The organism is Allorhizocola rhizosphaerae, assembly GCF_003426775.1.
In the GTDB taxonomy this organism is placed as follows: domain Bacteria; phylum Actinomycetota; class Actinomycetes; order Mycobacteriales; family Micromonosporaceae; genus Allorhizocola; species Allorhizocola rhizosphaerae.
The window spans coordinates 1-25,011 of sequence record NZ_QJUG01000074.1; the positions used below are offsets into that span (position 1 = coordinate 1).

Here is a 25,011-nt window from a genome sequence, read left to right on the forward strand (position 1 = left end):
GGGCGTGATGCCGCCCGCCGTCACCGACCGGGCCGGGCTGCTTTCCGTGCTGTCGGAGGCCGAGCACTGGACGAGGCCCGTCCGCCCGGAGGGGCAGCGCCGTCCGGCCGCCAAACCGCGCCGGCGCGATCGCACCATGCTGCTGATCGTCGCCTCGCTCCCGTCCGCGGTCACCGACGAAGACCTGGCCCGCGTCACGGCCCTCGCCCAGGCGGGCCCGGCCGCCGGGCTGCATCTGGTCATCGCGGGCTGGCCGCCGATGCCGCTGCGGGCAGGTTCGCCGGTGGAGGCGCTGCAGTCCAGCACCCATGTCGCCCTGCGCACGTCGCACGCGCTGGTCGGCGGCATGCCGTTCGCGACGTCCGCTCCGCCGGCCGGTCCGAGCCCGGCCGAGGTGTGGCCGGGGCTTTCCGTGCCGGTGCAGCTCGATTCCGACCCGAGCAGCCACCTGATGCAGCATGTCAGCGGCGAGCTGGCCGATCGCCTGGCCGCGCAGGGCCACGCCCACCTCATGGACCTGCTGCCCGACCCCGATCACTGGTGGGCCGAGTCGTCGGCGGACGGTCTTTCCACGACGATCGGGCTCTCCGGCGACGCGCCCGTCTCGCTGCACTTCACCGATCTCACGCCGCACTGGTTGGTTGGCGGGCGGGCCGGCGCGGGCAAGACCGCGTTCCTGCTCAATGTCCTCTATGGACTGTGCACCCGTTACGACCCCGATGAGCTCCAGCTCTATCTGCTCGACTTCACCGACGGCGGGGCGCTGCGCCAGTTCACGCCGACCGAGGACGATCCGTCGTGGCTGCCGCACGCCATCGAGGTCGCGGTCGGTGCCGGTCGCGAGACCGGGCTGAGCGTGCTGCAGTCGCTCGATCGCGAGCTGCATCGCCGGCTTGCCCTGCTCAACGACGCCGGCGTGGCCCGCTTCGGGCAGCTTCGGGCCGCCGGAGCACTCATCCCGAGAATCGTCTGCATCGTCGACGAATTCAACAAACTACTATCTGGTACCGATGAAGTCTCCGTTCAGGCCGCCGCCCTCCTCGAATCGGCGGCCAGGCAGGGGCGCGCGACAGGCATTCACCTCGTGATGTGCTCCCAGGCGCCGCGCAGCAGCCCGCTTTTCGGGCAGTTTCTGGTGCGGGTGGCGCTGCCGGGCGGCGGCGATGTGCTGGAGGCCAACAACGATTCGGCGGCGAGCCTGCCGCTCGGGTGCGGGGTGGTCAACACGGCGGGCGGGCTCGGCGGGCCGCGCGGTGCGACCCGCGGGCACGAAAAGACCGTGCGCTTCCCCGACCCGCACGCTGACGCGCAGGTGCTTTCGGCTCTGCGGCAACGGCTTTGGCAGGCGCGCGAGCCATCGTCCGCGCCGCCGCTGGTGCATGTCGCCCTGCCGGTCCCGCGACCACCCGCGACCGGCAAGGAGGCACTCGCATGAACCGACAGGCACGCCCCGCCGTCGACGGCAGGCCCACCCGCGACCGGCAAGGAGGCACTCGCATGAACCGACAGGCACGCCCCGCCGTCGTCGGCAGGCCCACCCGCGACCGGCAAGGAGGCACTCGCATGAGTCGTGGACACGGGCGACGGATGCCAATCAGGGCGGCGGCATGAGCGATAAGACCGCGGCGTGGACCGAATATCTGGCGGCCGCCCACCGGCTCGACTCCGTGCGCCGCGAGGCGGCCTCGGCCGTGGCTGCGGAGGCGGAGGCGGTCGGGGCGGCGCGTTCGGAGCTGCCCACCGTGCAGGCGCGGCTGGCGATCCAGGCGGGGCGGCTGCTCGAATCGGCGCTGCAGGCCGGGGTTGCCCCGCCCACGCTCGTGCCTTCACCGGCAGAGCAGCACATCGCTGAGCATGCCGTGCAGGGCGGGCCGCATGTCGTGCTCACCGCGCTACGCCAGGCCAGGTCGGAGGTTGATGTGGCCGATGCCGCACTGTCCAGATTGGACGAGCCCGAGCCGGGGCAGATCAAGCGCAACCTTCTCGTCTACGGTCCGGCCGGCGCCGTGGCCACGCTGATCCAGGTCATCTTCGCGCTGCTGGCCGATCCGCGCACGCGCGAGTTCTACGCCATCGCCTGCGGGCTCACCATGGCGGCGCTGCTGTTCGGGGTGGCTTGGCTGCTCGTGAGTCTGGTGTTCCCACGCCGGCCCAAAACCCCGGTCATCGGCGCCATCGCCTGCCTCGCACCGGTTGTCTTCGCCGCGTTCCTGTTCATCGTCTTTTAGCTGGGTTTCGTGAAAGGCGCCGACCCCGACCAGCGCATGCCGTCGGACACCGATCTGGAGCAGGCCGCTAACGAGCGTTGATGAGGGACAGCGCCTCGGCCCGTGTCTTCGAGTCGGTCTTGTGCAGGCCACGCACCGCGCTGGTCACCGTGCGCGACCCGGGCTTGCGGATGCCGCGCATTTCCATGCACATGTGCTCGCATTCGAGCACCACGATCACCCCACGCGCGCCCAGCTGCTTCTCCAGCAGGTCGGCGATCTGCGACGTGAGCCGCTCCTGCACCTGTGGCCGCCGGGCGTAGACCTCCACCAGTCTGGCCAGTTTGGACAGTCCGGTGATCCGCCCGTCTTCCCCCGGCAGGTAGCCGACGTGCGCCACGCCCTTGAACGGCAGCAAATGGTGTTCGCACAAACTGAACACCTCGATGTCGCGCACGAGCACCAGCTCGTCGTGGTCGGCCTCGAAGGTCGTCTTCAGCACGCGCGTCGGGTCGACGCGCAGCCCGGCGAACAGTTCCGCATAGGCGCGCGCCACCCGGGCGGGGGTCTGCCGCAGGCCATCCCGGTCGGGGTCTTCGCCAAGCGCGAGCAGGATCTGCCGAACCGCCGCCTCGATCCGCTTCATGTCGACGGCGTCCTCCACCGGCACCCCGGTGGAGGACCCGTCGATGAGTCGGGCCGCGTGGAAGTCGAGCGGGTCGTCGTTCAGCTCGCGCCCGCCGTCTCGCTGGTGGCACTGGTCGTGCCGACGACCGGCGTCGGCGGGGTGCCCTTCTCCAGCTCGGCCGGTGTCTGCACCGGCGGCTGGGTGGACGGCGTGCGCTTGCCGAACCCGTTGTAGGGCGCCATCGGCGGGCGCTTGACCACCCGCTCGCAGATGCGCGCCATGTCCTGGGTGGAGATGGTCTCCTTCTCCATGAGCTCCAGGACGATGTTGTCGAGCACGTCCCGGTACTCCACCAAGATCTCATAAGCCTCGTCGTGAGCCAGCTCGATCAGCCCACGCACCTCGGAGTCGATCTCGGCGGCCACGGAGTCGGAGTAGTCCTTCTCGTGCCCATAGCTGCGGCCGAGGAACGGCTCGTCGCCGCTCGTGCCGTATTTCACCGCGCCCAGCTTGGAGCTCATGCCGTACTGCGTGATCATGGCTCGGGCGATGGCCGTGGCCTTCTCGATGTCGTTGCCGGCGCCCGTGGTCGGCTCGTGGAATACGAGCTCCTCGGCCGCGCGACCGCCCAGCGCATAGGCCAGCGTGTCGATCATCTCGGCCCGCGTCTGCGTGTATTTGTCTTCCGTCGGGAGCACGAGCGTGTGCCCCAGCGACCGCCCGCGGGACAGGATCGTCACCTTGTGCACCGGCGCGGCGTGCGGCAGTGCCCACGCCACGAGCGCGTGCCCACCCTCGTGGTACGCGGTGATCTTCTTCTCGTGGTCGGACATGACGCGCGTGCGCCGCTGCGGTCCGGCAATCACTCGATCGATGGACTCCTCCAGCGCCTCGTCGCCGATGGCGCGCCGGTCCTGCCGCGCGGTGAGCAGCGCCGCCTCGTTGATCACGTTGGCCAGGTCGGCACCGGTGAACCCGGGCGTGCGGCGCGCGATGGTGTCCAGATCCACGTCGGGCGTGAACGGCTTGCCCTTGGCGTGCACCCGCAGGATGGCCTTGCGGCCCTCCATGTCGGGCGTGTCCACCGCGATCTGGCGGTCGAACCGGCCGGGGCGCAGCAGCGCGGGGTCGAGGATGTCGGGCCGGTTGGTGGCCGCGATCAGGATCACACCGCCCTTGGCGTCGAACCCGTCCATCTCGACCAGCAGCTGGTTGAGCGTCTGCTCGCGCTCGTCGTGACCGCCGCCGAGGCCCGCGCCGCGGTGGCGGCCCACCGCGTCGATCTCGTCGACGAACACGATCGCCGGTGCGTTTGCCTTGGCCTGCTCGAACAGGTCGCGCACCCGGGAGGCGCCGACACCGACGAACATCTCGACGAAGTCGGAACCGGAGATCGAGTAGAACGGGACGCCCGCCTCACCCGCGACAGCCCGCGCGAGCAGCGTCTTGCCCGTGCCGGGCGGGCCAAACAGCAGCACGCCCTTCGGGATCTTGGCGCCCAGGGCCTGGTATTTCGCCGGGTTCTGCAGGAAGTCCTTGATCTCGTGCAGCTCCTCAACCGCCTCGTCGGCGCCGGCCACGTCGGAGAAGGTGGTCTTGGGCGTGTCCTTGCTGACCAGCTTCGCCTTGGACTTGCCGAAGTTGAGCACGCGGGACCCGCCACCCTGCATCTGCGACATGAACAGCAGCAGGAGGATCACCAGGATCGCAATGGGCAACAGGTTGAGCAGCAGCGAAAGCAGCATGCTCTCCTTGGTGACCTCGGTGTCGTACGGACCCTCGATCTTGCCGGCCGACTTGGCGTCGGCAAGCTTGGTGAACATCTGCGTGTCCGGCGTGGAGGGGTAGTGCGCCTGGATCCGGTCTGACTCTGAGTTGTCCGGCAGCTTGATCTTCTGGTTCAGCTCAAGCTGGAGCACCTGCTCCTTGTCCAGGATCAGGGCCTTCTTGATGCCGCCCTTTTGCAACTGCTCCAGGGCGAAAGACGTGTCGACGTCTTTGTAGCTCGGGCCACTGGTGAACATCTGGCTCACGAGGAATGCGCCAGCGATGACCACCAAAATCCAAAAGATGGGCCTGCGGAAGATTCGCGTTCGCTCCATGCTGCTTATCGGGTCCTGATCGTAGAGGGCCGGTGGAAAGGAATCGTCAGACGCCTCGCCACCGTCGGGTCAGCTCAGTCGAAGGTACACCGTGCGGACCCGGGGTTCATTAATTGCATGGGCGCCAGCGACGAAGCTTCAGGATTTTCACAGCAGTCTTTCGCCCACAGCGAACAGTTTAGATCATCCGGACGCCGGATAGATCACCGGGTATACACGTCCGGGCGCAGGACGCCCACATACGGCACCTCGCGATAGCGCTCGTTGTAGTCGAGCCCATAGCCGACGACAAACTCACTTGGGATATCAAAACCGACATATTTCACCGGTACCGGCACCTTGACGGCCTCCGGCTTGCGGAAGAGCGCCACCACGTCGACCGTCTTGGCCGAGCGCGACTCCAGATATTTGAGCAGCCAGCTCAGCGTCAGGCCGGAGTCGACGATGTCCTCGACCACGATCACATGCTTGCCGGCGATGTCCCGGTCCAGGTCCTTGAGGATGCGCACCACGCCGGACGACGTCGTGCCCTGCCCATACGACGACACGGCCATGAACTCCAGCTCGACCGCCGGGCCCCCCGCCGCACCCAGCGCCCGCGAGAAGTCGGCCATGAACATGACCGCTCCCTTGAGCACACAGACAAGAAGCAGGCCGTCGACCGATGCGTAATCGGCTGCGACCTGCTTCGCCAGTTCTCCGGTTTTGGCGCGCAGCTCATCCTCAGTGATGATCACGCGCTCGATGTCCGCGTCGTACCAGCCCATGTGGTCAAGACTGCCGGATGAACGGGCCCTCCGGGTGATCGGGGTCGGAATTACTCTTGATCCAGCCGAGGTTTCCGGCCACTCCGAGCACCGCAACAAATAGGACGAAGATCACGAAAGCTGTCATGAAGATAAGTTTTCTCCGGTACCCTGCGCGCCGACAGTGGCAGGAATGCCACACCCCCTAAACTTTCTGCCACCTCCACGGTAAGCTCGGTCACATGCTCACCAAAGTGGCCGTCCTCGCCCTCGACCAGATCGCTCCGTTCGAGCTCGGCGTGGTGTGCGAGGTGTTCGGCACGGACCGCTCCGTCGACGGTTTCCCGCGCTACGACTTCAAGCTGTGCACCGTGGATGGCCAGCCCGTGCGCAGCAAGTCCGGCTTCATGATCATTCCGGACGCCGATCTCGGCCCGCTGGAGACGGCCGACCTGATCGCCGTGCCCGCGCACCCGGTCACGGCCCGCCTTCCGCAGCCCGCCATCGAGGCACTGCAGCGCGCCGCCGAGCGCGGCGCCTGGCTGATATCCGTCTGCTCGGGCGCGTTCGCGCTGGCGCAGGCCGGCCTGCTCGACGGTCGCCGCTGCACGACCCACTGGTTGTATGCCGACGAGCTCGCGCGCAACTATCCGAAGGCCGAGGTCGTGCCCGACGCGCTCTACGTGCAGGATGGCCGGGTCATCACGAGCGCCGGGACGGCCGCGGGCATCGACGCCGCCCTGCACCTGGTGCGCCAGGCGCACGGCCAAGGCATGGCCACCAAGCTGGCCCGCCGCATGGTGGTGCCGCCGCACCGCGCGGGTGGGCAGACCCAGTTCATCGAGGCGCCGATCCCGGGCAAGCCCGACTGCGACACGCTCCAGCCGCTGCTGGAGTGGCTGCTGACCAACCTCGACCAGCCGCTCACGGTGGAGGATCTGGCGCGGCGCACGCACATGACCCCGCGCACCTTCGCCCGCCGGTTCCGCGCGCAGGTCGGGGCGAGCCCACACGACTGGCTGACCCACCAGCGGGTGCTCTACGCGCGCCGCCTGCTCGAAGAGACCGACCTGCCGGTCGAGCAGATCGCGGCCCGCGCCGGCTTCGGCGACGCCGCCACGATGCGCCACCACTTCAGCAGGCGCGCCGGCACGACACCGCAGGCCTACCGCCAAGCGTTCAAGGGCTGACCACGGGGAGCCGGGCCTGGACGACGGTCGTGCCGGGCACACCGTCGCTGGTCATCGATGCCGTGACCGAGGCGTCCCGAGCGGGCGCGATCCCGCGCACCGTGATCGTGTAGTCGAGCGTCCCGCCCGGCTTGAACCCACTGCTCTTTACGACCAGGTCGCGCGACGGGCGGTCGACACTGATCGCCCCCTGCCCGAGCGCGTTTTCCGCGCCCACTGCCGCTTCGACGGGCACCTTGTCGTACGCGTACCGGATCTCCTCCCGCTCACCGGTCGCTATCCACACCTGGAAGCGCGCCTTGCCCTCCTTTTCGTGCACGCCGGCGTGCCAGTCCACGACGATCCACTGGCGTCCGTCGGCCTGCACCTTGGCCACCCGCACACCCTCGTCGGGGATCAGATCGGCCCAATACGGCGCGAGCACATTGCGTGGCCGTTCGTCCGACAGCGACGACTGCACATCCCGCCTGCTGCCACCGCCGATCACCAGGTACCCGTTCGACACCACACTGATCCGCTCATAGCGCTCGCCCGCGAACGTGAACGCCGGGACCTCATAGGTGATCATGCCCTCGTCGCCGATCGGGTCGGGCTTGACGCTCAGCCGGCGATACCGGCTCCCGTCCACAGTGGACACCTGCGGCACGCCCGGCGCCACGCCGTCGAGGACCCCTGCCCGCGCGATGTCCGGCCGCACGGGCTGCAGGGCCTTGTCGAAGCCCGCGCTGACCGACACGGTCGCGTCTTCGTAGCCGCCGTTGGTCGCGACCACCCGGCACTTCGCCTCCTGCCCGAGCTCGACCGGCGACGGCGTGCACGTGTTGGTCAACCCGACCCGGCCCTGCGTCGGCCGGTATGCCACCGGCAGGTGAAGGTCGGGAAACCCTGTGGCCGCAAGGGATACCGCACCAAATCGCCACTTCGCGTCGTTGTCCCGGGACGCGACCGTCACCTTGATCGTGCCGGTTCCGCCCGGCGGCACGGAAAGCGTGGCCCGGTCCACAGTGATCGCGTCGCCGTCGGTCTTGACGCTGTACGTGAGCGTGCGATCGGTGTCGTTGGCGAAGGTCCTGGCGACCGTGACCCGCCCCGGCATCACCGGCAGGTTGATCGACGGCAGGTTGAGCTCGGCCTGGCGCAGGTCGTCGTCGGCGTACCGCAGCATCCGCTCGGCCGTCTCCGACACCGTGAGGCCGGGCCGGATCGCCCGGTCCACCGCGATCCGCCCGGCGCCTAGGTCCAGCGGGTCGGCCCGGGTGACCAGGTCCTCCTTGAGCACGTCCGTCAGCGCGGTGGTCATCAGCGCCGACTTGATCTGACCCGGTGTCCACTCCGGACGTTTCGCGGTGAGCAACGCCGCCGCGCCCGCGACATGAGGGGACGACATGGAGGTGCCGGCGATCGCCTGGAATCGCTCTCCCTGTGGTCCACCTGAGATCTCATCCGGTACCGGGGTGTGCCCCGCCAGGACCTGCACGCCCGGTGCCGTGACGTCGGGCTTGAGCGCGAGGCCGCCCGGACCGCGCGAGGAGAACCCGGCCATGACGTCGGCCTTGCCGTCGACGCGCTTCCCCGGGCCGATCGTGGCCGTCGAGCCGGGCTGCAGGGCGTCCAAAATGGACGCGTCCGGCAGGTGCACGGTCGGCAGCCAGTGGTTGTCGGTCTCGGTGTCCTGCAGCGTGGGGTTATACAGGATCATGCCGACGGCGCCGCCCTTCAAGACGTTCCAGCCCTTTTCGACGCGCGCGTTGCCGCCCCGCTCGCACACCACGATCTTGCCGAGGTACGCGCCCGACTTCGCCGGCTCCAGGCACTTGCCGTTGCGTACCACCGGCGCGGGCCCGATGCCGTCGGTGATGGACGAGCCCTCGAACGTCTTGTCGTCCAGCGTCAGCTGCGCGCTGAACGCCCGCCGCTGGGTGGACGCGGCCACCGTCGTCACCCACGGGGCCAGGTGGTTGACCGTGCCCGCGCCCGGCCCCGAGTTGCCCGCCGACGCGGCCACGAACACTCCCGCCGCATACGCGTCCAGGAACGCCATCTCGACCGGGTCGGCGAACGGATCGGTACCACCGGAAATGGAGAAGTTGATGACATCCACCCCGTCGTGGATCGCCTGCGCCACGGCCATCGCCGAGTCGGACGCCATGCACCCCATCCGCCCGCACACCTTGTACACGCTGATCCACGCGCCGGGCGCGACGCCGCGCACCGGGCCGCGCTCGATGCCGAACACCTTCGCCGAGTCGAGCATGTTGCCCGCCGCCGTCGAGGCCGTGTGGGTGCCGTGCCCATTGCTGTCGCGCGCGGTCGTGTAGGTCTCCTCCTTGTGCAGCGTCAGATAGGACTCCAGGAACGCCTGCCCGCTGATCAGCTTGTTGTTGCACTTGAAGCCGTCGCCGAAGTCGCACTTGCGCGCCTGGCCGGGGGGCGCGCCCAGGTTGCCCAGGTCGGCAAAGCTCGGGTGTTCCGGCCAGGCGCCCGTATCGAGCACGCCCACGATCACGCCCCGGCCCGCGTTGCGCCCGCTGCCGTACTCGATCCGGTCCGCGCCGATGAACTCGGGCGACGCGTCGGTGAGCGTGTGGCGCAGCTCGTCCTTCTGGACGGCCACCACGTCGTCGAGCTCAAGCAGGTCCGGGATGCGGTTGGCCGGCACGGTCAGCGCGACCCCGCCGTACACGGTGCGCAGCCGGTGCCCGACCCGCGCGTCCGGCACCCGCTTGGCCAGCAGCTCGGTGAACCGCTGCTCCCGCTTGGTCAGATAGTCCGCATAGGACCGTTCAGCGGGCGAGCCGGACAGGCGCCTCCCGGTCAGCGCGGGGCTCGTCGGCTCGTAGCCCGGGATGCCGCCCCGATAACTCGCCACCGAGTCGTGATCGAGCTTGACCACGACGGGTACCAGATCGGCATCGGAACGGCCCAGGAGGCTGCGGTCGGTCCGGGCAAGGCGGCTCGTCGGCGCCCGGCCGATGTCCAGGCGCGCGACCGGCGCCACCTTTTCCTCGGCGGCGTGAGCCGGGTGTGCCGCGCTGCTGACCGTGGTGACCTGCGTCAGGCTCGCGAGCACGACCAGGCCGACGATTGCCGGAAGCTTCACAAACCGGACAACGAACCACTACTCGTGGGAGGTGTTCCTCGCTCGCTCAAACGACCGCTGGATCTCGATCTCGGCCTCGACGCGGCCCGTCCAGGTGGCTCCCTCGACGCTCTTGCCTGGCTCAAGGTCCTTGTAGACCTCGAAGAAGTGCTGGATCTCCAGCCGGTCGAACTCGGGCACGTGATGGATGTCGCGCAGGTGCTCCAGGCGCGGGTCCTCGGCGGGCACGCACAGCACCTTGTCGTCGCCGCCCTTCTCGTCGCGCATGCGGAACATGCCGATGGCGCGGCAGCGGATGAGGCAGCCCGGAAACGTCGGCTCCTGCACGAGCACGAGGGCGTCCAGGGGGTCACCGTCCTCGCCGAGCGTGTTTTCGATGAAGCCGTAGTCGGCCGGATACTGGGTGGAGGTGAACAGGGTCCGATCGAGGCGGATGCGGCCGGTCGCGTGGTCCACCTCGTACTTGTTGCGCTGCCCCTTCGGGATCTCCACCGTGACGTCGAAGAACATCTGCCATCCTGTCTTTTACGCGACCACGTGCCTGGTCACCCGATTGCCGCGGGTCATGGCCGAAGGCCAGTTGGGTTAGTCTCGCGTAGCCCGTTTGCGACGCCCGAGGGAGGCTCCGTTGGGGAGGCCAGATTCACAGTATGGCCAGCAGCCGCAGCCGGCGGGCGGATGGCCCGGCTCCGGTTATCCACAGGGTCCTCAACAGGGCGGATCCGGTTTTCCACCTGCTTATCCACAACTTGTCCACACACAGCCCACGGGGCCTGTGGATAACTCGGCGCCTGTGGATAACCCGCCGCGCAGACGCAAGCGGCGGCGCGGCTGGCTCATCGGTGTGCTGGCGCTGGTCGTGCTGCTCGGGGCGGGCATGGTCGGCGTGGCGCTGCTCAAGCCCGACCTGCTGCGCCCGGTCTCGGCCACACCGAGTCCCTCGGCCGTGCCGGAGAAGACCCCCGCCCCCGTGCTCGTGGCCGCGACCGACGGCACGGCGGCGTCCATGCTCAGCCTGCAGGCACTGATCGAACCGCTGATCGCCAACTCGGTGCTGGGCAGGTCGGTCCGGGTGTCCGTGGTGGATCTGCGCACGGGCAACCCCATCTATCAGCGTGATGCGTCCAACATGGTCGTGCCCGCGTCCAACGCCAAGGTCGTGACGGCCGCCGCCGTGCTGGCCACGCTCGGCCCCGCGCACCGCATCACCACGCGAGCCGTCGCCGGCGCCAACCCGGGCGAGGTCGTGCTGATCGGTGCCGGCGATGCCACGCTCGCGGTCGGCGACAAGGGGTTCTACGCCGGTGCGGCGAGGCTCGACGATCTCGCCGAGCAGGTGAAGAAGGCTCTGGGCGCGACCGTGCCGACCAAGCTGATCGTCGACGGCTCCCTGTTCCAGGGCGGCGTGCTCGGCCCCGAGTGGGACCCCGACGCGCCCGACGAGGGCTACGTCGCGCCGATCACCGCGCTGATGACCGACGGCGGCCGGGTGGACCATACGAAGCAGAAGCAGCAGTGCGGCGGCCTGCGCTGCCACGACCGGCACGACGACCCGGAGATGGCCGCGGCACAGGCCTTCGCGGGGCTGCTCGGCGTCACGGAGATCGCCAAGGGCGCGGCCCCCGCGGGCGCGACCGAGCTCGGCGCGGTCAAGTCGGCTCCGATGATCCGGCTGCTGGAGTCCGTGCTGGGCGACAGCGACAACACGGTGGCCGAGTCGCTGGCCCGCCAGGTGGCCGTGGCCAAGAACAAGCCGGCGACGTTCGAGGGCGCGGCGGAGGCGATCGAGGCTGTGCTCACCGAGCTCGGGATGCCCGGCGGGCAGTTCGACATGGCCGACGGCTCGGGGTATTCGCGGCGCAACCAGCTCAGCCCGGCCGTCCTCACCGGGCTGCTGACCAAGGCGGTCAGTGATGCACGCCTGGCCGACCTGTTCAACGTGCTGCCGGTTGCCGGGTGGTCGGGCTCGATGGGCCAGCGCTTCGGCGAGTCCGACGCGACCGCGGGCCTCGGGGTGGTACGGGCCAAGAGCGGCACGCTGAGCAAGGTCAACTCGATCACAGGCGTGGTGCAGACGGCCGGCGGCGGGCTGATCGGTTTCTCGATCCTCGCCGAGAACGTGCCCACCTGGCAGGAACCGGCGCAGGACGCATTGGACCGGATCGTGGCTAAGATCGCGAGTTGTGGCTGTTCTTGATATCAGGCTGGAGCCGTGGACCGAGCACGACCTCGATCTGCTGCGCCGCTTGAACACCCCCGAGACGACCGAACACCTGGGCGGCCCGGAGAGCGACGAAAAGATCGTCGATCGCCTGGCCCGCTATGCCGCACTGGCGACCATGTTTCGCATCGTGGTGGACGGCGAGCCCGCAGGCAGCATCGGTTTCTGGGAGAAGGAATGGCGCGGCGCAACCGTCTATGAGACGGGCTGGGGCATCGTGCGCGAGCATTGGGGTCGCGGCCTGGCCACCGCTGCGGGAGCCCTGATGATCGAGCGGGCGCGGGGATTGCACCGGCTGCAATATATGCACGCCTTTCCCAAGGTGCAGCATGCCGCGTCCAATGCCATCTGCCGCAAGCTGGGCTTCACGCTGGTGGGCGAATGCGACTTCGAATACCCGGTCGGCAACCCGATCCGCTGCAACGACTGGCGGCTAGGCCTGTTCGAGGACGCCTGATTTTCGTTGTACCACAACGCCTCCCGGCAGCATCGCCGGCCCTTGGCCGTGCCAGTCGGTCACGAGCGCGTCGAGTGCGGCGATGTGCCGGTGAGACAGGGCCGCGCCCGGCACGCCCAGCGATAGGGCCCACTTGTGCAGCACACGCGTCCTGATGGCTTCATCGAGCCCTTCCAGCGCGCGCACCGGGAGGCGAGGAGCCACGAAGGCGTCCGCTTGCGCCTCAAGATAACGCTGGTCCGCCGACAGCAGCCGTGCCGTGCGGGCCAGGTTGGGCACGACATCGGCGCCTAACGCCTCGACGAGCACGGGCATCACGTCCGAGCGGACGCGCGAACGCGCATAAGCCGGGTCGGTGTTGTGCGGGTCTTCCCACGGTGTGAGCCCCTGCGCTTCGCACGCCCGCCGGCACGTCCGGCGCGAGACTCCCAGCAGTGGGCGGGCAAACCGCACCCCGTCGCGCTCATGTTCGACCGGCATGCCCGACAGCCCACGCGGCCCGGCTCCGCGCGCGAGCGCGAGCAGCACGGTCTCGGCCTGGTCGTCCTCGTTGTGTCCCAACAGGACCATCCGCGCGTCCCGCCCGGCCCTGACCAGCGCCTCGTAGCGCGCGTCGCGCGCCGCCGCCTCAGGCCCGCCCTTGCGCCCGACGTCGACCCGGACCGCCTCGGCGCGGTCGAAGTGTGCCGACGCCCATTCCACAAGGGCCTTGGCACGCTCGGCCGACCCCTCCTGCAATCCGTGATCCACCGTGATCAGGCCCGGTCGCCAGCCCTGACGCGGGGCCACGAACGCGGCCGCCGCGGCGAGCGCGAGCGAATCGGCGCCCCCCGAGCAGGCGACCAGCACAAGCGGCCGGTCGGTGGCCGGCGGCAGGCACGCGCGGACCGCATGGCGAACCTCGGCAACGGCCGGATCAAGGCGCGACACGCGCCACCCAGGCGTCCGGATCGGACAGCTCCGACAGCACGGGCAGGGTCGCGGGCGAGTCGAACACCCGGTTGAAGCCCGACATGCCGACCCTGTCGATCACCGAAGACACGAACTTGCGCCCCTCGGCGTATTGGCGGAGTTTGATGTCGAGGCCGAACAGCTTGCGCAGGTATTGCTCCACCGGGTTGGCCGTGGCCCGGCGCCGGTCGAACGAGGCACGGATGTGCTCGACCGTGCCGATCACCGACGGGCCGACGCCGTCCATCACCTGCTCGGCGTGTCCTTCAAGCACGGTGAGCAGGGCGGTGAGCCGGTCCAGCACGACCTTTTGCGCCGGCGTCTGCATCGCATCCAGCAGCGACACGCCGTCGCGGCCGCGCGCGGCGTCCATCAGTTTGCCGGCCGCGCGCAGGAACTGGCCCGACGGCTCGGAGGCCGCTATGTAATCCCTGATCTCCTTCAAGAAGTGGTCGCGCAGCCACGGGACACCGGTGAACTGCGTCCGGTGCGTCACCTCGTGGATGCACACCCACAGCCGGAAGTCGCGCGGGTTGGCCCGCAGCTTGCGCTCGACCGCCACGATGTTGGGCGCGACCAGCAGGAGCTGGCCCGGATCGGCGTCGAACACCTCGTACTGCCCCAGGACTTTTCCGGAAAGGAAGGCGAGCAGGGCGCCGGCCTGCAGCCCGGCCACCTTGCCGCTGATCGGGTTGTTCACGAACGGCTTGTCGGCGAGCTTGTCGGCCAGCGGATTGATCACCAGCCGCAGCCCCGCCACGTTGACCGCCGCCCAGGTACGCCGGTCGACCACGCGCACGCCGGCGTCCCCGACCAGCGGTTCGAGCCCGGTGTAGGCCGCGACGTGCCCGGTCGCCTCGGCCGCGAGGACCCGCAGGTCCGAGACCACGGAGGTGGCCTCATCGAGCGAGACCGCCGGTCCGGTCGGGCCGAGCCGGGCGGCGGTCGAAGTGGCCAGGTCCCAATCCACGAGTGCCATATATGAACCCTACGCGCTGAAACTAGGCTGAATGTCATGCGTGTGCCGGTCTATGCGAGCAACGGGGTAGTAGCGACGAGTCAGCCGCTGGCCGCGCAGGCCGGGCTGGCGATCCTGCGCGAGGGCGGCAACGCGGTCGACGCGGCCATCGCCGCGGCGGTGACGCTCACGGTGGTGCAGCCGGGCTCCAACGACATCGGCAGTGACCTGTTCGCACAGGTGTGGGATGGCAGCACGCTGCATGGGCTGAACGGCTCAGGCCGGACTCCCGCGGCGCTCACGCCGGCACACATGAGGGCGGGTGATTCCACCCACGGATGGCTGCCGGTGACCGTCCCCGGGGCCCCTGCCGCTTGGCGTGACCTGCACGAGCGGTTCGGCCAGTTGCCGTTCGAGCGGCTGTTCACCGATGCGATCCGATACGCGGAGGAGGGCTTCCCCGTGTCGCCGGTGGTGGCGGCGGGGTGGGGTCGGGTGCAGGTGCCCGACCTGCTGGAGTGCCGGGCTTGGCACGACATCTACGCGCCGCGCGCGGCCGGTGAGATCCACCGCAATCCGGGCAAGGGGCGCGCGCTGCGCTTGATCGCGGGCAGCCACGCGGGCGAGTTCTATCACGGTGAGATCGCCGATGCGCTGCACGATCTGGCCGTGCAGACCGGAGGGCTCCTCACCAAGGCCGATCTGGAGGCGCACTCTTCCGAATGGGTGACGCCCATGGACGTGACCTATCGCGGCCACCGCGTGCACGAGTTGCCCCCCAACGGCCAGGGCATCGTCGCGTTGGAAGCTCTCGGCATCCTCGACGGTCTGCCGGGGCACGGCCTGCACGAACAAATCGAGGCGACAAAGCTGGGGTTCGCCGACGCACACGCATACGCGGCCGACAACGCCGACATGTTGCACTTCGTGGATAAATCCTATTTAGAGGTACGGCGCAAGCTCATCACCGATCGGGCCGGAGACCCACCGCCCGGCGACCCCATGCGCGGCGGCACGGTATATCTGGCCACGGCCGACTCCCACGGCATGATGGTCAGCCTCATCCAGTCCAACTACATGGGATTCGGGTCCTACGTCGTGCTCCCGGACTATGGCTTCGGCCTGCAAAACCGGGGCGCGGGACTGTCGCTCGTGGACGGTCATCCCAACGTGGCGGGCCCTGGCAAACGCCCATTCCACACCATCATCCCCGGTTTCCTGTCCCGCGACGACGGCACGCCGGTCGGCCCGTTCGGTGTCATGGGCGGGCACATGCAGCCACAGGGCCACGTGCAGCTGGTCCTGTCCACAGTGGACGATGGCTTGGACCCCCAGGCGGCGCTCGACCGCCCCCGCTGGTACTGGCAGTCCGGCCGCACCCTGCTCGTCGAGCCTTTGTTGGAAGGCGTCGACGACCTGCGCACCCGCGGCCACGACGTCCAGGTCACCACCGAGCGGGCCGTCTTCGGCATGGGCCAGGCCATCTGGCGCCTGCCCGACGGCCACGCCTACATCGCCGGCTCCGAACCTCGCGCCGACGGCCACGCCGCCGCCTTCTAAACCCCACTCTCCAGCGGCCTCCTCTCCCGGCCGGTCACCCCCGGCACGCGCCGATCATGAACTTAAGTCCATGTTCGGCGGCGTGTCGTCACCCCAACTTCATGATTAACGCCACGAGATTGCCCATGAGGTTGATGCCGCGACACGCCGTCCGGCATGGACATAGGTTCATGATCGACGCGAAAAGGGGTGGGGTTAGTAGGCGGGGAGGTCGGCTAGTTGGACGAGGCGGGCGCCGCGGCGGTTGATCAGGCGGCCCCGGCCGGGCGGCATCTTCTCGTTGCGGATGTTGCCGCCGAACGGGTTGCCCAGGCTGCGATCGGCCGACATGAGCACGTACGGCGCGCCGGCCGACTTGATCTGGGCGAGCGCCGCGTCGAACCCGGCCCGGCTCCAGTTCATGTTGGCCACCGTGATCAAGTGCAGACCCACGTCCTTGGCCTCGAACAGGAACGGCACCAGCGGCTGCAGTGGATGCGCCCCCGTCGAGGCCACGATGTCGTAGTCGTCGATGATCAGGAAGAACTCGCCCCGGCCCGCGAGCCACGGCCGCTCCCGCATCTGCTGCGGGGTGACGTCGGCGGGCGGGCGGCGCTCGTTCATCTTGTTGGCGATCGCGTTCATGTAGTCGGGCACCTGCGCCAGCGAGTTGACCTGACCGATCAGGTGCGGCGTGGTCACGGCCCCGAGCAGGGCCCGCCGCGGGTCCACGATCAGGATCTTCGCCTCGTCCGGCTGGTAGCGCTTGGTGATCGACGTCGCGATCTGGCGCAGCAGCGTGGACTTGCCGCACTCGCTCTCGCCGAACGCGACCAGGTGCACGTCGGACATGAAGTCGAGAAGCGCGGGCGACAAGTCGTCGGCCACACCGATCGGCAACTGCCACGTGTCGAGGCCGTCGTAGCTCATGCGGTCGAACGCGTACACATTCGGCAGCATCCGCACACGCGGCGCCGGCTGGCCGGTCCAGTGCTTGGCGATCTGCTTGATCAGCTCCTCGGACGTGCCCACCTGGTCCACCTCGGGCCGCAGCGCCAGCGTGAACAGGCCGTCGGCGGTGACACCGAAGCCGGGCCTTTGCGGCACGTTCGGCGCGACCTTGCGGTTGCGGCAGATCGAGTCGCTCGGGTCACCGAGCTTGAGCTCCACTTTGGACCCGAACTGGTCGGCGATGGCCGGGCGGAAGTCGCGCCAGCGCAGGGTCGACGCGATCACGTGCACGCCGTAGGCCAGACCGCGCGTCGTGATGTCGGTGATCACCGGCTCAAGGTCGTCGAACGTCTCGCGGATCGTGGTCCAGCCGTCGACTACCAGGAACACGTCGCCGTATGGGTCGTCGTTGAACCGCCCGGCCGCACGCAGCTTGCGGTAGGCGACCATCGAATCGATGCCGTGCTGGGCGAACCGGGCCTCCCGGTTGTTGAGCAGCTCGGCGATCTCGGCCACGGTCCGGCGCACCTGCAGCGCGTCCAAGCGGCCCGCGACGCCACCCACGTGCGGCAGTTCCCGAAGCGCGCCAAGCGATCCACCACCGAAGTCGAGGCAGTAGACCTGCGCCTCCTGCGGGGTGTGGGTCAGCGCCAGCCCGAGGATGATCGTGCGCAGCAGCTGCGACTTGCCGCTCTGCCCACCGCCGGCGATGGCCACGTGACCCTGCGACCCATCGGCGAGGCGCAGCCACTGCAAATCTCTGAGCTGAAGGGCCGGCTTGTCGATAATCCCAATGGGTACCCGCAAGGCTCCTCGAAGCTCCGGGTTGGCCACCGTAAGCCCGCGACCTTCCACGAGGCCCACCTGCCCGAACGGCAAATCGAGCGGGTCGGAGATGTCCAGCGGCGCCAGCCACACCTGGTGGGCGGGCGGACCCTGCCCGACCATCCGGTCGATGAGCACGTCCATGAGGCTCTCGCCGGGCTTGACGTCCCAGTTGACCTCGGGCTCGGCGTTCTTGGGCTTCTCCGGTATGGGCACGAAGCGGGTCGTGAACTCGTGGATCAGGTCGAGCTCCGGGCTGCGCCGCTTGACCGGCGAGTCGCTGGGTCGCTTGAACGAACCCGACACATATGCGGCCTTGAAGCGCTGCAACGGTTCTGAGCCGAACTTCAGGTAGCCGTGGCCGGGCGCCTTCGGCAGGTCGAACGCGTCGCCGACGCCGAGCACCGCGCGCGACTCCATGGCCGAGAACGTGCGCAGACCGACCCGGTAGGACAGGTGCGTGTCCAGACCGCGCAGCCGGCCCTCCTCCAAGCGCTGCGAGGCCAGGAGCAGATGCATGCCGATCGACCGACCGACACGTCCAATCTGGACGAAGATCTCGATGAACTCCGGGTTGGCCGTCAGCATTTCGGAGAACTCGTCACACACGATGAACAGCGATGGCAACGGGTCCAGCGGGGCACCGCTGGCCCGCGCCTTTTCGTAGTCCTTGAGGTTGGCGAAGTTGCCCGCCTTGGCCAAAAGCTCCTGGCGCCGCATGACCTCACCCACGATGGCGTCACCCATCCGGTCGACCATGCCTGCCTGGCCCTCAAGGTTGGTGATCACCGCGCTGGTGTGCGGCAGCTTGTCCAGCGAGGCGAACGTCGCGCCACCCTTGAAGTCCACCAGCACGAAGTTGAGGATCTCCGACGAGTGCGTGCACGCCAGGCCCAGCACGAGCGTGCGCAGGAACTCCGACTTGCCGGAACCGGTCGCGCCGATCAGCAGCCCGTGCGGGCCCATGCCGTCCTGCGCGGACTCCTTGATGTCCAGCTCGACCGGGCTGCCGTCGGGCCCGACACCGAACGGCGTGCGCAGCCGGTTGCGATTGGCCCGGGGGGCCCAGCCATAGGCGACGTCGAACCGCTCCGGGTCGGGGATGCCCAGCAGGTCGGTCAGCCCCTTCTCGGTGGTCATCGCCTGGTCGGAGGCGACCGCGGCGGCCGAAAGCCGAAGCGGGGAAAGCCTTCTCGCGAGCCCTTCGGCCTCGGCGATGCTCAGCCGGTCGGCCGTGCCCACCTCCACCTGGGATACGGCGGTCGTGGTGTGCAGCGCACGGGTGCGGCTGACCACCTCAAGCGTGAGCATGCTGCGGTCGAGCAGGCGCGGCGGGGGAGAGTCGAGGTCGAGAATGGTGACACCGGCCAGGCCCTCCGGCACGGACAGGTGGGCCGAGTTGGTCATGTCGGCGCCATCGAGGATCATGATGACGTGCGGCGATCCCTCGCCCGCGCCGAACCGGGGCCGGTTGGCGATCACGTCGTCGAGGATCTTCTCCAGCTCGACCGCCGACGTGGCGAACAGCCGCATCGGGCCGAGCGCGTCCACTTTGGACGGATGCTGGTGGTGCGGCAGCCACTTCACCCAGTCCCACAGCTCGCGGCGGTACGGCGACGCGCACACCGCGACCAGCAGATCATCGGGCGCGTGGAACGTCGTCAGCTGCGCGACCATCGCCCGGACCAGCGCGTGCGCCTCCGAGCCCTCCTCCTCCGAGACCGGCTGCCCGCGATGCGTGCCCTGGCCGATCTCATTGCGCATGAACACCCGGCCGAAGCCGCGCACCGACAGGGCCACCGGCAGGTCTTCGACCACCGAATAGGCGTCGAGGAACCGGCGCAGCGCCCCGGCCGTCATCGGCTCAAGCTCCTCCAGCGGCCGGGTCTCCGGCGGCACCAGCGGCGTGGCCAAGGTCTGCGGGCCGACGCCCACCCGCACGATGCCGAAGTCGGGGTCGTGCTGCCGCCGCTCCCACAGCCGGAAACTGTCCGCTGTGGACCACAGGCGCTGCGGGTCGGGGTGGCGATAGTAGAGGCCGTGACGCTGCTGCTGCACCGTGCGGCGGGCGCTGCGCCGCAGCCCGGCCAGGTGGCGCAGATATTCGCGGCGGGCCGCCATCATCTCGGCCTTCTTCGGGCCGCCTGAATTGTTGGCGATTCCCGCGGCGAGCATGCCAAGGCTGGAAAGGCCCATCATGCCGCCGGCGACATAGGTCATCTTGTTGCCGGAGCCGGAGCCCATCCCATACATCATCGCCATCGACAGCGTGCCGCCGAGCATCGGCAGCATCATCAGCATCTGCTGCCATTTTTGGCCCTGTGCCTGGGGAATCTCCGGCGGAGGATCGATGACCAGCTCGCCCGAGGGAATCTCGGGCGCGGGTCGCCGAGGTGATCGCTTCACAATCACTGTGCCCACGGCTGTGCTCCTCCCCTTACGCGCGCGTGGCCCATGGTAGGCGATAAATAGGCATGGTGGAGAGCCCAGGCCACGGGTGTATGAGAGGGGGCATAGTGTGGCACTCTATTCACCGTGACTCACCCCGCCACCATCACCTCGGGCACCGGTCTCACCCGCGTCACCCTTCACACGCCCCAGCGGCGCGTCGACGTTGCCCTTCCCGGCTCGGTCGCGCTCGCCGAGCTTTTGCCAGAATTGTTGCGCCATGCCGGGATCGGGCTGGCCGACGACGGCGAGCAGCACGGGGGCTGGGTGATGCGCCGGCCCGACGGGCAGGCGCTCGACGAGGGCAAGCCGCTCAACCAGCTGGGCGTGCGCGACGGCGAGGTGCTGCACCTCGTCCCCGCCCGCGAGCAGTGGCCCGAGCTCGAATACGACGACGTGGTGGAGGCGATCGCGGCGGGCGCGCGCCGGCGGGGCGCCGCCTGGACGCCCGCCGCCACCCGGACCTCCACATTGGCCGCCGCCGGCCTGCTTCTGCTGGCCGGGGTCATGTCGCTGCTGCAGGGCGGCCCCGGGTGGCAGCCGGGCGGATACCTCGCGCTGACCGTCGCGGTGCTGCTGCTCGTCGGCGGGGTGCTGGCGTCGCGGGCCTACGGCGACGGCATCGCCGGTTCTGCCCTGGCCGGGTTCGCGCTGCCCTACGCGTTCGCCGGGGGCGCGTTGCTGCTCGGCGATCCGCTCAACCAGACCATCGGCGTGATCCCGACCATGCTCTGGCTCGGCTGGCCCCAGCTGTTGGTGGGCTGCGTGGCCATCGTCCTGTTCGCCGCGCTCGGCGCGGCCGGGGTCGGCCACGGCACGCGCATCTTCACGGCCGGCGGGCTGGTCGGCCTGCTCGGCGCGATCAGCGCGCTGCTCAACGGGTTTAGCGCCGCCGGTGGGGCTGCCATCCTGCTCGCCGCGCTCGTGTGTGGCATCGGGTTGCTGCCCGTGCTGGCGATCCGGTTCGGCAAGGTGCCCGTGCCGTCGATCGCGCTGCCGCGAAGCAACGACAACGGCGAGGCGTTCGCGGTCACCGCGCCCGGTAAGGGCCGGGCCAACTCGTCCGACGTGCCCGACCGGGGCCGGGTGTTCGCGGCCGTGAGCCGGTCGGAGGAGCTGCTCACCGGCATGCTGCTGGGTTACACGGTGTTGGTCGCGTTCGCGTCGCTGGTGCTGGCGATTTCCGGTCAAAAGTCGGGCCAGGTGCTCGTGGCGGTCGCGTCGACCGCGCTGCTGCTGCGCTCGCGATTGTTCGTGACCGTGCGGCAGCGCACGCCGCTGATCACCGCCGGCCTGATCGGGCATGTGCTCCTGCTCGGGGGCTTGGCGTTCTCGGCGAGCAGCGCCGGGCGCGCATTCTTCGCGGTCGGCGCCGTCGTGCTCGCGCTGATCGTCGTGCTGGCGGGCCAGACGTGGAGCCGCAAGGCGCCGTCGCCCTATGTCGGCCGGTTCGCCGACCTGTTCGACCTGCTCGTGGTCATCAGCGTCGTGCCGGTCGCCGCGTGGGTGCTCGGCATCTACGGATACATCCAGGGCCTGGTCGCCTGACCCGGGTGCTCGCTCGGCCAACGCCCCGAGTTGGGCGGCCTTACGCCTTGCGGTGGTGTCGTCTCCTCGGCGGCATTCCGTGCGCCGGGCAGGCGCGCTGCGGCTTGCACCGGACGGACGCGGCAATGCCGGACGCCGTCATACCCGAGGCTGCCTAGACATGTGCGGCGGGTGTGCGGCGTCGATACCGGCTTGCCGAAGCGGGCGTAGGCGTGTCGGCGTAGGCGTGTGGCGGCGGCTTGAAATGCATGCGGCGCAATGGGAACGGGCGTCGTCGGACGGATTCCAAGTGGCCCGCGATCATGAAGTTGCGGACACGACACACCGCTTGATGTCAACTGGTGAGTGCAACACTTAGGCCGCTGGTAGGCGATCGAGACGCTGGGCTGGGGTTTGCCAGTCCAGCGTGTGTCGTGGTCGGGTGTTGAGTTCGTGGGCGACGGCGTCGAGGCCGTCCTGATCAATGCGAAAAGGGATGAGTCCCGGCCGCTTTTGCAAAGCGGCCGGAACCGGGAGGAAGTAGGTTTACTTCCGGGTTAGAAGCGGCGCAGCAGGATCATGCTGCCGGACACGAGCACGGCCAGGCCGACGATCGCGCCCACGAGCCAGATGGGCTGGGGGTTGCGGGCCGAACCGCCGCCCGCCACATAGGCGGGCCTTGGCGTGGCTGCCGTAGATGCGGCCACGGGCGGCTGCGAGGCCACCCGATTGTCCGTGCTCCCGAAGGTTGCCCTGCCCGGTGCCGGCGTCGTGTCCAGCGGGTTGGCCGCGACCGCGGGGACGTCGTTGGACAGCGCCGCAACCGGATCCACCACCCCGAAGCCGTATCGCCTATCGCGCCCCGGCGTCCCGGCATCCCGAGCCGTCGCGATCAACCGCTGCACCACGTTGGCCGCCGACATCTCCGGCGAGCGGGCCCGGATCAGCGCGGCTGCGGCCGAAACCAGTGGGGCGGCGAAGCTGGTGCCATCGACCGGGGCATATCCATCCGGCCGCGCGCCGAGCAGGCCCGAACCCGGTGCGGCGATGACGGTTTCGGCCCCGGTCAGCGCGTCGCCCCAGAGCCGCCCGTCTGGCCGGACCGCCGTCACGGCCAGCACCCCGGGCTCCCGCGCCGGATGCCAGACCTGCGCCGACCCCCCGGGCATCGCGTTGCCGACGCACGCCACCACAACCACATCTTTGGCGAACGCGTAGTCGATCGCGTCGGACAGCAGCGGGCTCTCCAGCGAGCTGCCCAACGATAGATTGATCACCTTTGCGCCCTTGTCGACCGCCCACACGATCGCCTCGGCGACCACCGCCGGGTTTTTATATTCGTTTTTCCCATTCAGTACCCGGATCGGCAGCACCTTCGCGTCGGGTGCGAGGCCGACGACCCCATCGCCGTCGTCACCGCGCCCGACGATGAGCCCGGCGACGGTCGTGCCGTGGCCCGCCTCGTCGGCCGTGCCATCGCCGCCCTCGGGTCGCACCAGGTCGAGCCCGGTGAGCACCTGGCCGTGGAGATCGGGGTGGCCCGCCGCCACACCGGAGTCGATGACCGCCACCGTCACGCCGGCGCCGGTCGACATCCGCCACGCCTTGGCCGCGTCGAGCATGTCGATCTGCCACTGCCCCATGCGCACGGAGTCGCGGCTGAGCTGGTTGGCCGCGATCTGGTTGCGCGCCCGCTCGGAGAACACCGAATCATTGAGCCGGGACTGCAGCCCGGGCGCGGCGATCAGCAGCCCGATGAGCGCCACCGCGGCGCACACGCGCGGCAGCGCCGTCGCGATGCGGGACTTGACGCTGGAGCGGGAGCGGATCACACGGGCCACAATGGCAGCCATTCTGCCGGAACCATGAGCCAATCCCAACCGATGATTGTTACGCAGCTTTAGCAGGAGCAAAGAACTCAGGCGCAGCGACCCGTTGGCACGGCTGCCGTGGCGCTGCGGCCCTCGTCGGCGATGGCCTCGGCCTGCTCAGCGGTCACGGCGTAGCCCACGTTCTGGTCGTCGGCCGCGGCGGCGAAGATTACGCCGAGCACCGTGCCGTCGGAGGCGACGAGCGGACCGCCCGAGTTGCCGCTGCGGACGAGGGCCCGGATCGTGTAAACCTCTCGCGTCACGTTGCCCGACTCGTAGATGTCGGGACCGGTGATCTGCCCGACGTCGCGGACCCGCGCCGACTGGGCGTCATAGGGCCCGTCCAGCGGGAAGCCGAGCACGATGGCGTCCGTCCCGGTCTGCGCCCGTTTGTTGCTGAAATTCATCACCGGTGCGTTCAGACCGGGCACGTGCAGCACGGCGAGGTCCAGGTTGGAGTCGTATGCCACGACCCTGGCCGAGTAGGACTGCCGTTTCACCTCGATGCGCACCGTTTTGGTGCCGGCGACCACGTGCGCGTTGGTCATCACGTGTTCGCGTGCGTAAACGAATCCCGAGCCCTCAATGCGCCGGCTGCAGCTGGGCGCCGTGCCGAGCACCTTGACCACCGAGCTTTCGGCGCGCGCGACCACCTGCGATCCGCGCAGCGCCGGGTCGGGCGCCGGCACGTCGCGCACCTGCGTCGGCACGAGGTCGCCGAACACCTCTGGGAAGCCGTTGGTGTCAACGGTGTCGCGCAGCGCGTCGGTGAGGGTGTCGGCCCGGACCGGCATGACGCGATCGATGGCGCGGATGACCGCGCTGTGCCGGACCGCGCTGGACAGCCAGGGCTCGGACGCCTTGCTCAGCGGCACGGCCACCAGCCACGCCACCGCCGCCACGGCGATCACCGACACGATCGCGCCGCCGATGTCGTCGAGCACCTGCCCGTTGCGACCGCGGATGTGCCGGCGCACCTTGCCGCCCAGCCATCCGGCCATCGCCTGGCCGATCACCGCGAGCCCGAAGATGGTCGTCAGTGACACCACCAGCTTGATCCCGGGGGCGTCGGTGAGCCTGGCCAGCATGGGACCGAGCTGCAGCCCGATCAGCGCGCCGCCGAAGAAGCCGGTGAAGGACAGCACGCCCACCACAAAACCCTGCCTGTATCCGCTGATCGCGAACAGCATGAGGAGCAGCAGCAAGATCAGGTCGACGACCGACATCGGCTCAGCCTATCCGCACGAGGCCAGACGAGCACGGCCGTGCAGCCGCCAGTGGGGGGCAAAG

Annotated in this window: 17 protein-coding genes and 1 pseudogene; 7 read left to right on the plus strand and 11 right to left on the minus strand. The window is 69.2% G+C overall.

Annotation, left to right across the window (positions count from 1 at the left end; translation table 11 throughout):
- Positions 1 to 1,435, plus strand: a 1,435-nt coding sequence (locus DM816_RS17680; RefSeq protein WP_281274340.1) for an FtsK/SpoIIIE domain-containing protein, incomplete at its 5' end; no start/stop codon positions are given.
- A 172-nt stretch (positions 1,436 to 1,607) separates the two neighbouring features.
- Positions 1,608 to 2,228, plus strand: a complete 621-nt coding sequence (locus DM816_RS17685; RefSeq protein ID WP_117211347.1) for a hypothetical protein — start codon at positions 1,608 to 1,610, stop codon at positions 2,226 to 2,228.
- Positions 2,229 to 2,295: 67 nt separating this feature from the next.
- Here the strand turns inward: DM816_RS17685 and folE are convergent, their stop codons facing one another.
- The 4 genes and pseudogenes from folE to DM816_RS45285 all read right to left on the minus strand — a co-directional run bounded on the left by folE (position 2,296) and on the right by DM816_RS45285 (position 5,831).
- Complete coding sequence (gene folE / locus DM816_RS17690; protein ID WP_246002011.1) at positions 2,296 to 2,853, minus strand: GTP cyclohydrolase I FolE; 558 nt, start codon at positions 2,851 to 2,853, stop codon at positions 2,296 to 2,298.
- Positions 2,854 to 3,002: 149 nt separating this feature from the next.
- Positions 3,003 to 4,937, minus strand: a pseudogene (ftsH, locus tag DM816_RS17695) (ATP-dependent zinc metalloprotease FtsH); the annotation flags it as partial.
- Positions 4,938 to 5,140: 203 nt separating this feature from the next.
- A complete protein-coding gene (hpt, locus tag DM816_RS17700) occupies positions 5,141 to 5,704 on the minus strand; it encodes a hypoxanthine phosphoribosyltransferase (protein WP_117211350.1) in 564 nt (187 codons plus the stop codon).
- Positions 5,705 to 5,708: 4 nt separating this feature from the next.
- The gene (locus tag DM816_RS45285) at positions 5,709 to 5,831 is read right to left on the minus strand and encodes a hypothetical protein (RefSeq protein WP_281274341.1); all 123 of its coding nucleotides are present in this window, start codon (positions 5,829 to 5,831) and stop codon (positions 5,709 to 5,711) included.
- Between the two features lie 94 nt (positions 5,832 to 5,925).
- Between DM816_RS45285 and DM816_RS17705 the strand changes: the two genes are divergently transcribed.
- Entirely contained in the window at positions 5,926 to 6,873 is a 948-nt protein-coding gene (locus DM816_RS17705) for a GlxA family transcriptional regulator (RefSeq protein ID WP_117211351.1), read from the plus strand.
- Here DM816_RS17705 and DM816_RS17710 read toward each other — a convergent pair.
- Positions 6,863 to 9,973, minus strand: coding sequence for a S8 family serine peptidase (locus tag DM816_RS17710; protein ID WP_117211352.1), 3,111 nt, complete (start codon positions 9,971 to 9,973; stop codon positions 6,863 to 6,865). The genes DM816_RS17705 and DM816_RS17710 overlap by 11 nt on opposite strands.
- A gap of 18 nt (positions 9,974 to 9,991) precedes the next feature.
- On the minus strand, positions 9,992 to 10,483 hold the full coding sequence (locus DM816_RS17715) for an inorganic diphosphatase (RefSeq protein ID WP_117211353.1): 492 nt from the start codon (positions 10,481 to 10,483) through the stop codon (positions 9,992 to 9,994).
- Positions 10,484 to 10,766: 283 nt separating this feature from the next.
- On the opposite strand from DM816_RS17715, the gene dacB reads away from it, so the two are divergent.
- Entirely contained in the window at positions 10,767 to 12,170 is a 1,404-nt protein-coding gene (gene dacB / locus DM816_RS17720) for a D-alanyl-D-alanine carboxypeptidase/D-alanyl-D-alanine endopeptidase (protein ID WP_246002012.1), read from the plus strand.
- On the plus strand, positions 12,157 to 12,651 hold the full coding sequence (locus DM816_RS17725; protein WP_117211354.1) for a GNAT family N-acetyltransferase: 495 nt from the start codon (positions 12,157 to 12,159) through the stop codon (positions 12,649 to 12,651). Before dacB ends, DM816_RS17725 begins: the two co-directional genes overlap by 14 nt.
- Here the strand turns inward: DM816_RS17725 and tilS are convergent.
- Together tilS and DM816_RS17735 are read right to left on the minus strand one after the other, a co-directional pair.
- Positions 12,628 to 13,581, minus strand: a complete 954-nt coding sequence (gene tilS, locus DM816_RS17730; RefSeq protein ID WP_117211355.1) for a tRNA lysidine(34) synthetase TilS — start codon at positions 13,579 to 13,581, stop codon at positions 12,628 to 12,630. The genes DM816_RS17725 and tilS overlap by 24 nt on opposite strands.
- Positions 13,568 to 14,581 carry a zinc-dependent metalloprotease gene (locus DM816_RS17735; protein WP_117211356.1) on the minus strand — a complete coding sequence of 338 codons (1,014 nt, stop codon included), beginning with the start codon at positions 14,579 to 14,581 and terminating at the stop codon, positions 13,568 to 13,570. The genes tilS and DM816_RS17735 overlap by 14 nt, the downstream gene beginning before the upstream one ends.
- A gap of 36 nt (positions 14,582 to 14,617) precedes the next feature.
- Between DM816_RS17735 and DM816_RS17740 the strand changes: the two genes are divergently transcribed.
- Complete coding sequence (locus tag DM816_RS17740; RefSeq protein WP_162907577.1) at positions 14,618 to 16,120, plus strand: gamma-glutamyltransferase family protein; 1,503 nt, start codon at positions 14,618 to 14,620, stop codon at positions 16,118 to 16,120.
- Between the two features lie 195 nt (positions 16,121 to 16,315).
- On the opposite strand, the gene eccCa is transcribed toward DM816_RS17740, so the two are convergent.
- Positions 16,316 to 20,296 carry a type VII secretion protein EccCa gene (gene eccCa, locus DM816_RS17745; protein ID WP_117211358.1) on the minus strand — a complete coding sequence of 1,327 codons (3,981 nt, stop codon included), beginning with the start codon at positions 20,294 to 20,296 and terminating at the stop codon, positions 16,316 to 16,318.
- A 114-nt stretch (positions 20,297 to 20,410) separates the two neighbouring features.
- Here eccCa and eccD point away from each other — a divergent pair, with 114 nt between their 5' ends.
- A complete protein-coding gene (gene eccD / locus DM816_RS17750; protein ID WP_246002013.1) occupies positions 20,411 to 21,871 on the plus strand; it encodes a type VII secretion integral membrane protein EccD in 1,461 nt (486 codons plus the stop codon).
- 536 nt (positions 21,872 to 22,407) lie between these two features.
- Here the strand turns inward: eccD and mycP are convergent.
- Positions 22,408 to 23,703, minus strand: coding sequence for a type VII secretion-associated serine protease mycosin (gene mycP, locus DM816_RS17755; protein ID WP_117211359.1), 1,296 nt, complete (start codon positions 23,701 to 23,703; stop codon positions 22,408 to 22,410).
- Between the two features lie 65 nt (positions 23,704 to 23,768).
- Positions 23,769 to 24,947, minus strand: a complete 1,179-nt coding sequence (locus DM816_RS17760) for a MarP family serine protease (RefSeq protein WP_117211360.1) — start codon at positions 24,945 to 24,947, stop codon at positions 23,769 to 23,771.
- Positions 24,948 to 25,011 lie beyond the last annotated feature (64 nt).

Excerpts from the sequence above, each read along its gene's own strand:
- DM816_RS17740 (WP_162907577.1), top strand. The coding sequence starts at position 14,618 with ATGCGTGTGCCGGTCTATGCGAGCAACGGGGTAGTAGCGACGAGTCAG.
- DM816_RS17705 (WP_117211351.1), top strand. The coding sequence starts at position 5,926 with ATGCTCACCAAAGTGGCCGTCCTCGCCCTCGACCAGATCGCTCCGTTC.
- DM816_RS17760 (WP_117211360.1), bottom strand. The coding sequence starts at position 24,947 with ATGTCGGTCGTCGACCTGATCTTGCTGCTGCTCCTCATGCTGTTCGCG.
- folE (WP_246002011.1), bottom strand. The coding sequence starts at position 2,853 with ATGAAGCGGATCGAGGCGGCGGTTCGGCAGATCCTGCTCGCGCTTGGC.
- DM816_RS17735 (WP_117211356.1), bottom strand. The coding sequence starts at position 14,581 with ATGGCACTCGTGGATTGGGACCTGGCCACTTCGACCGCCGCCCGGCTC.
- DM816_RS45285 (WP_281274341.1), bottom strand. The coding sequence starts at position 5,831 with ATGACAGCTTTCGTGATCTTCGTCCTATTTGTTGCGGTGCTCGGAGTG.
- DM816_RS17685 (WP_117211347.1), top strand. The coding sequence starts at position 1,608 with ATGAGCGATAAGACCGCGGCGTGGACCGAATATCTGGCGGCCGCCCAC.
- DM816_RS17715 (WP_117211353.1), bottom strand. The coding sequence starts at position 10,483 with ATGTTCTTCGACGTCACGGTGGAGATCCCGAAGGGGCAGCGCAACAAG.
- mycP (WP_117211359.1), bottom strand. The coding sequence starts at position 23,703 with ATGGCTGCCATTGTGGCCCGTGTGATCCGCTCCCGCTCCAGCGTCAAG.
- hpt (WP_117211350.1), bottom strand. The coding sequence starts at position 5,704 with ATGGGCTGGTACGACGCGGACATCGAGCGCGTGATCATCACTGAGGAT.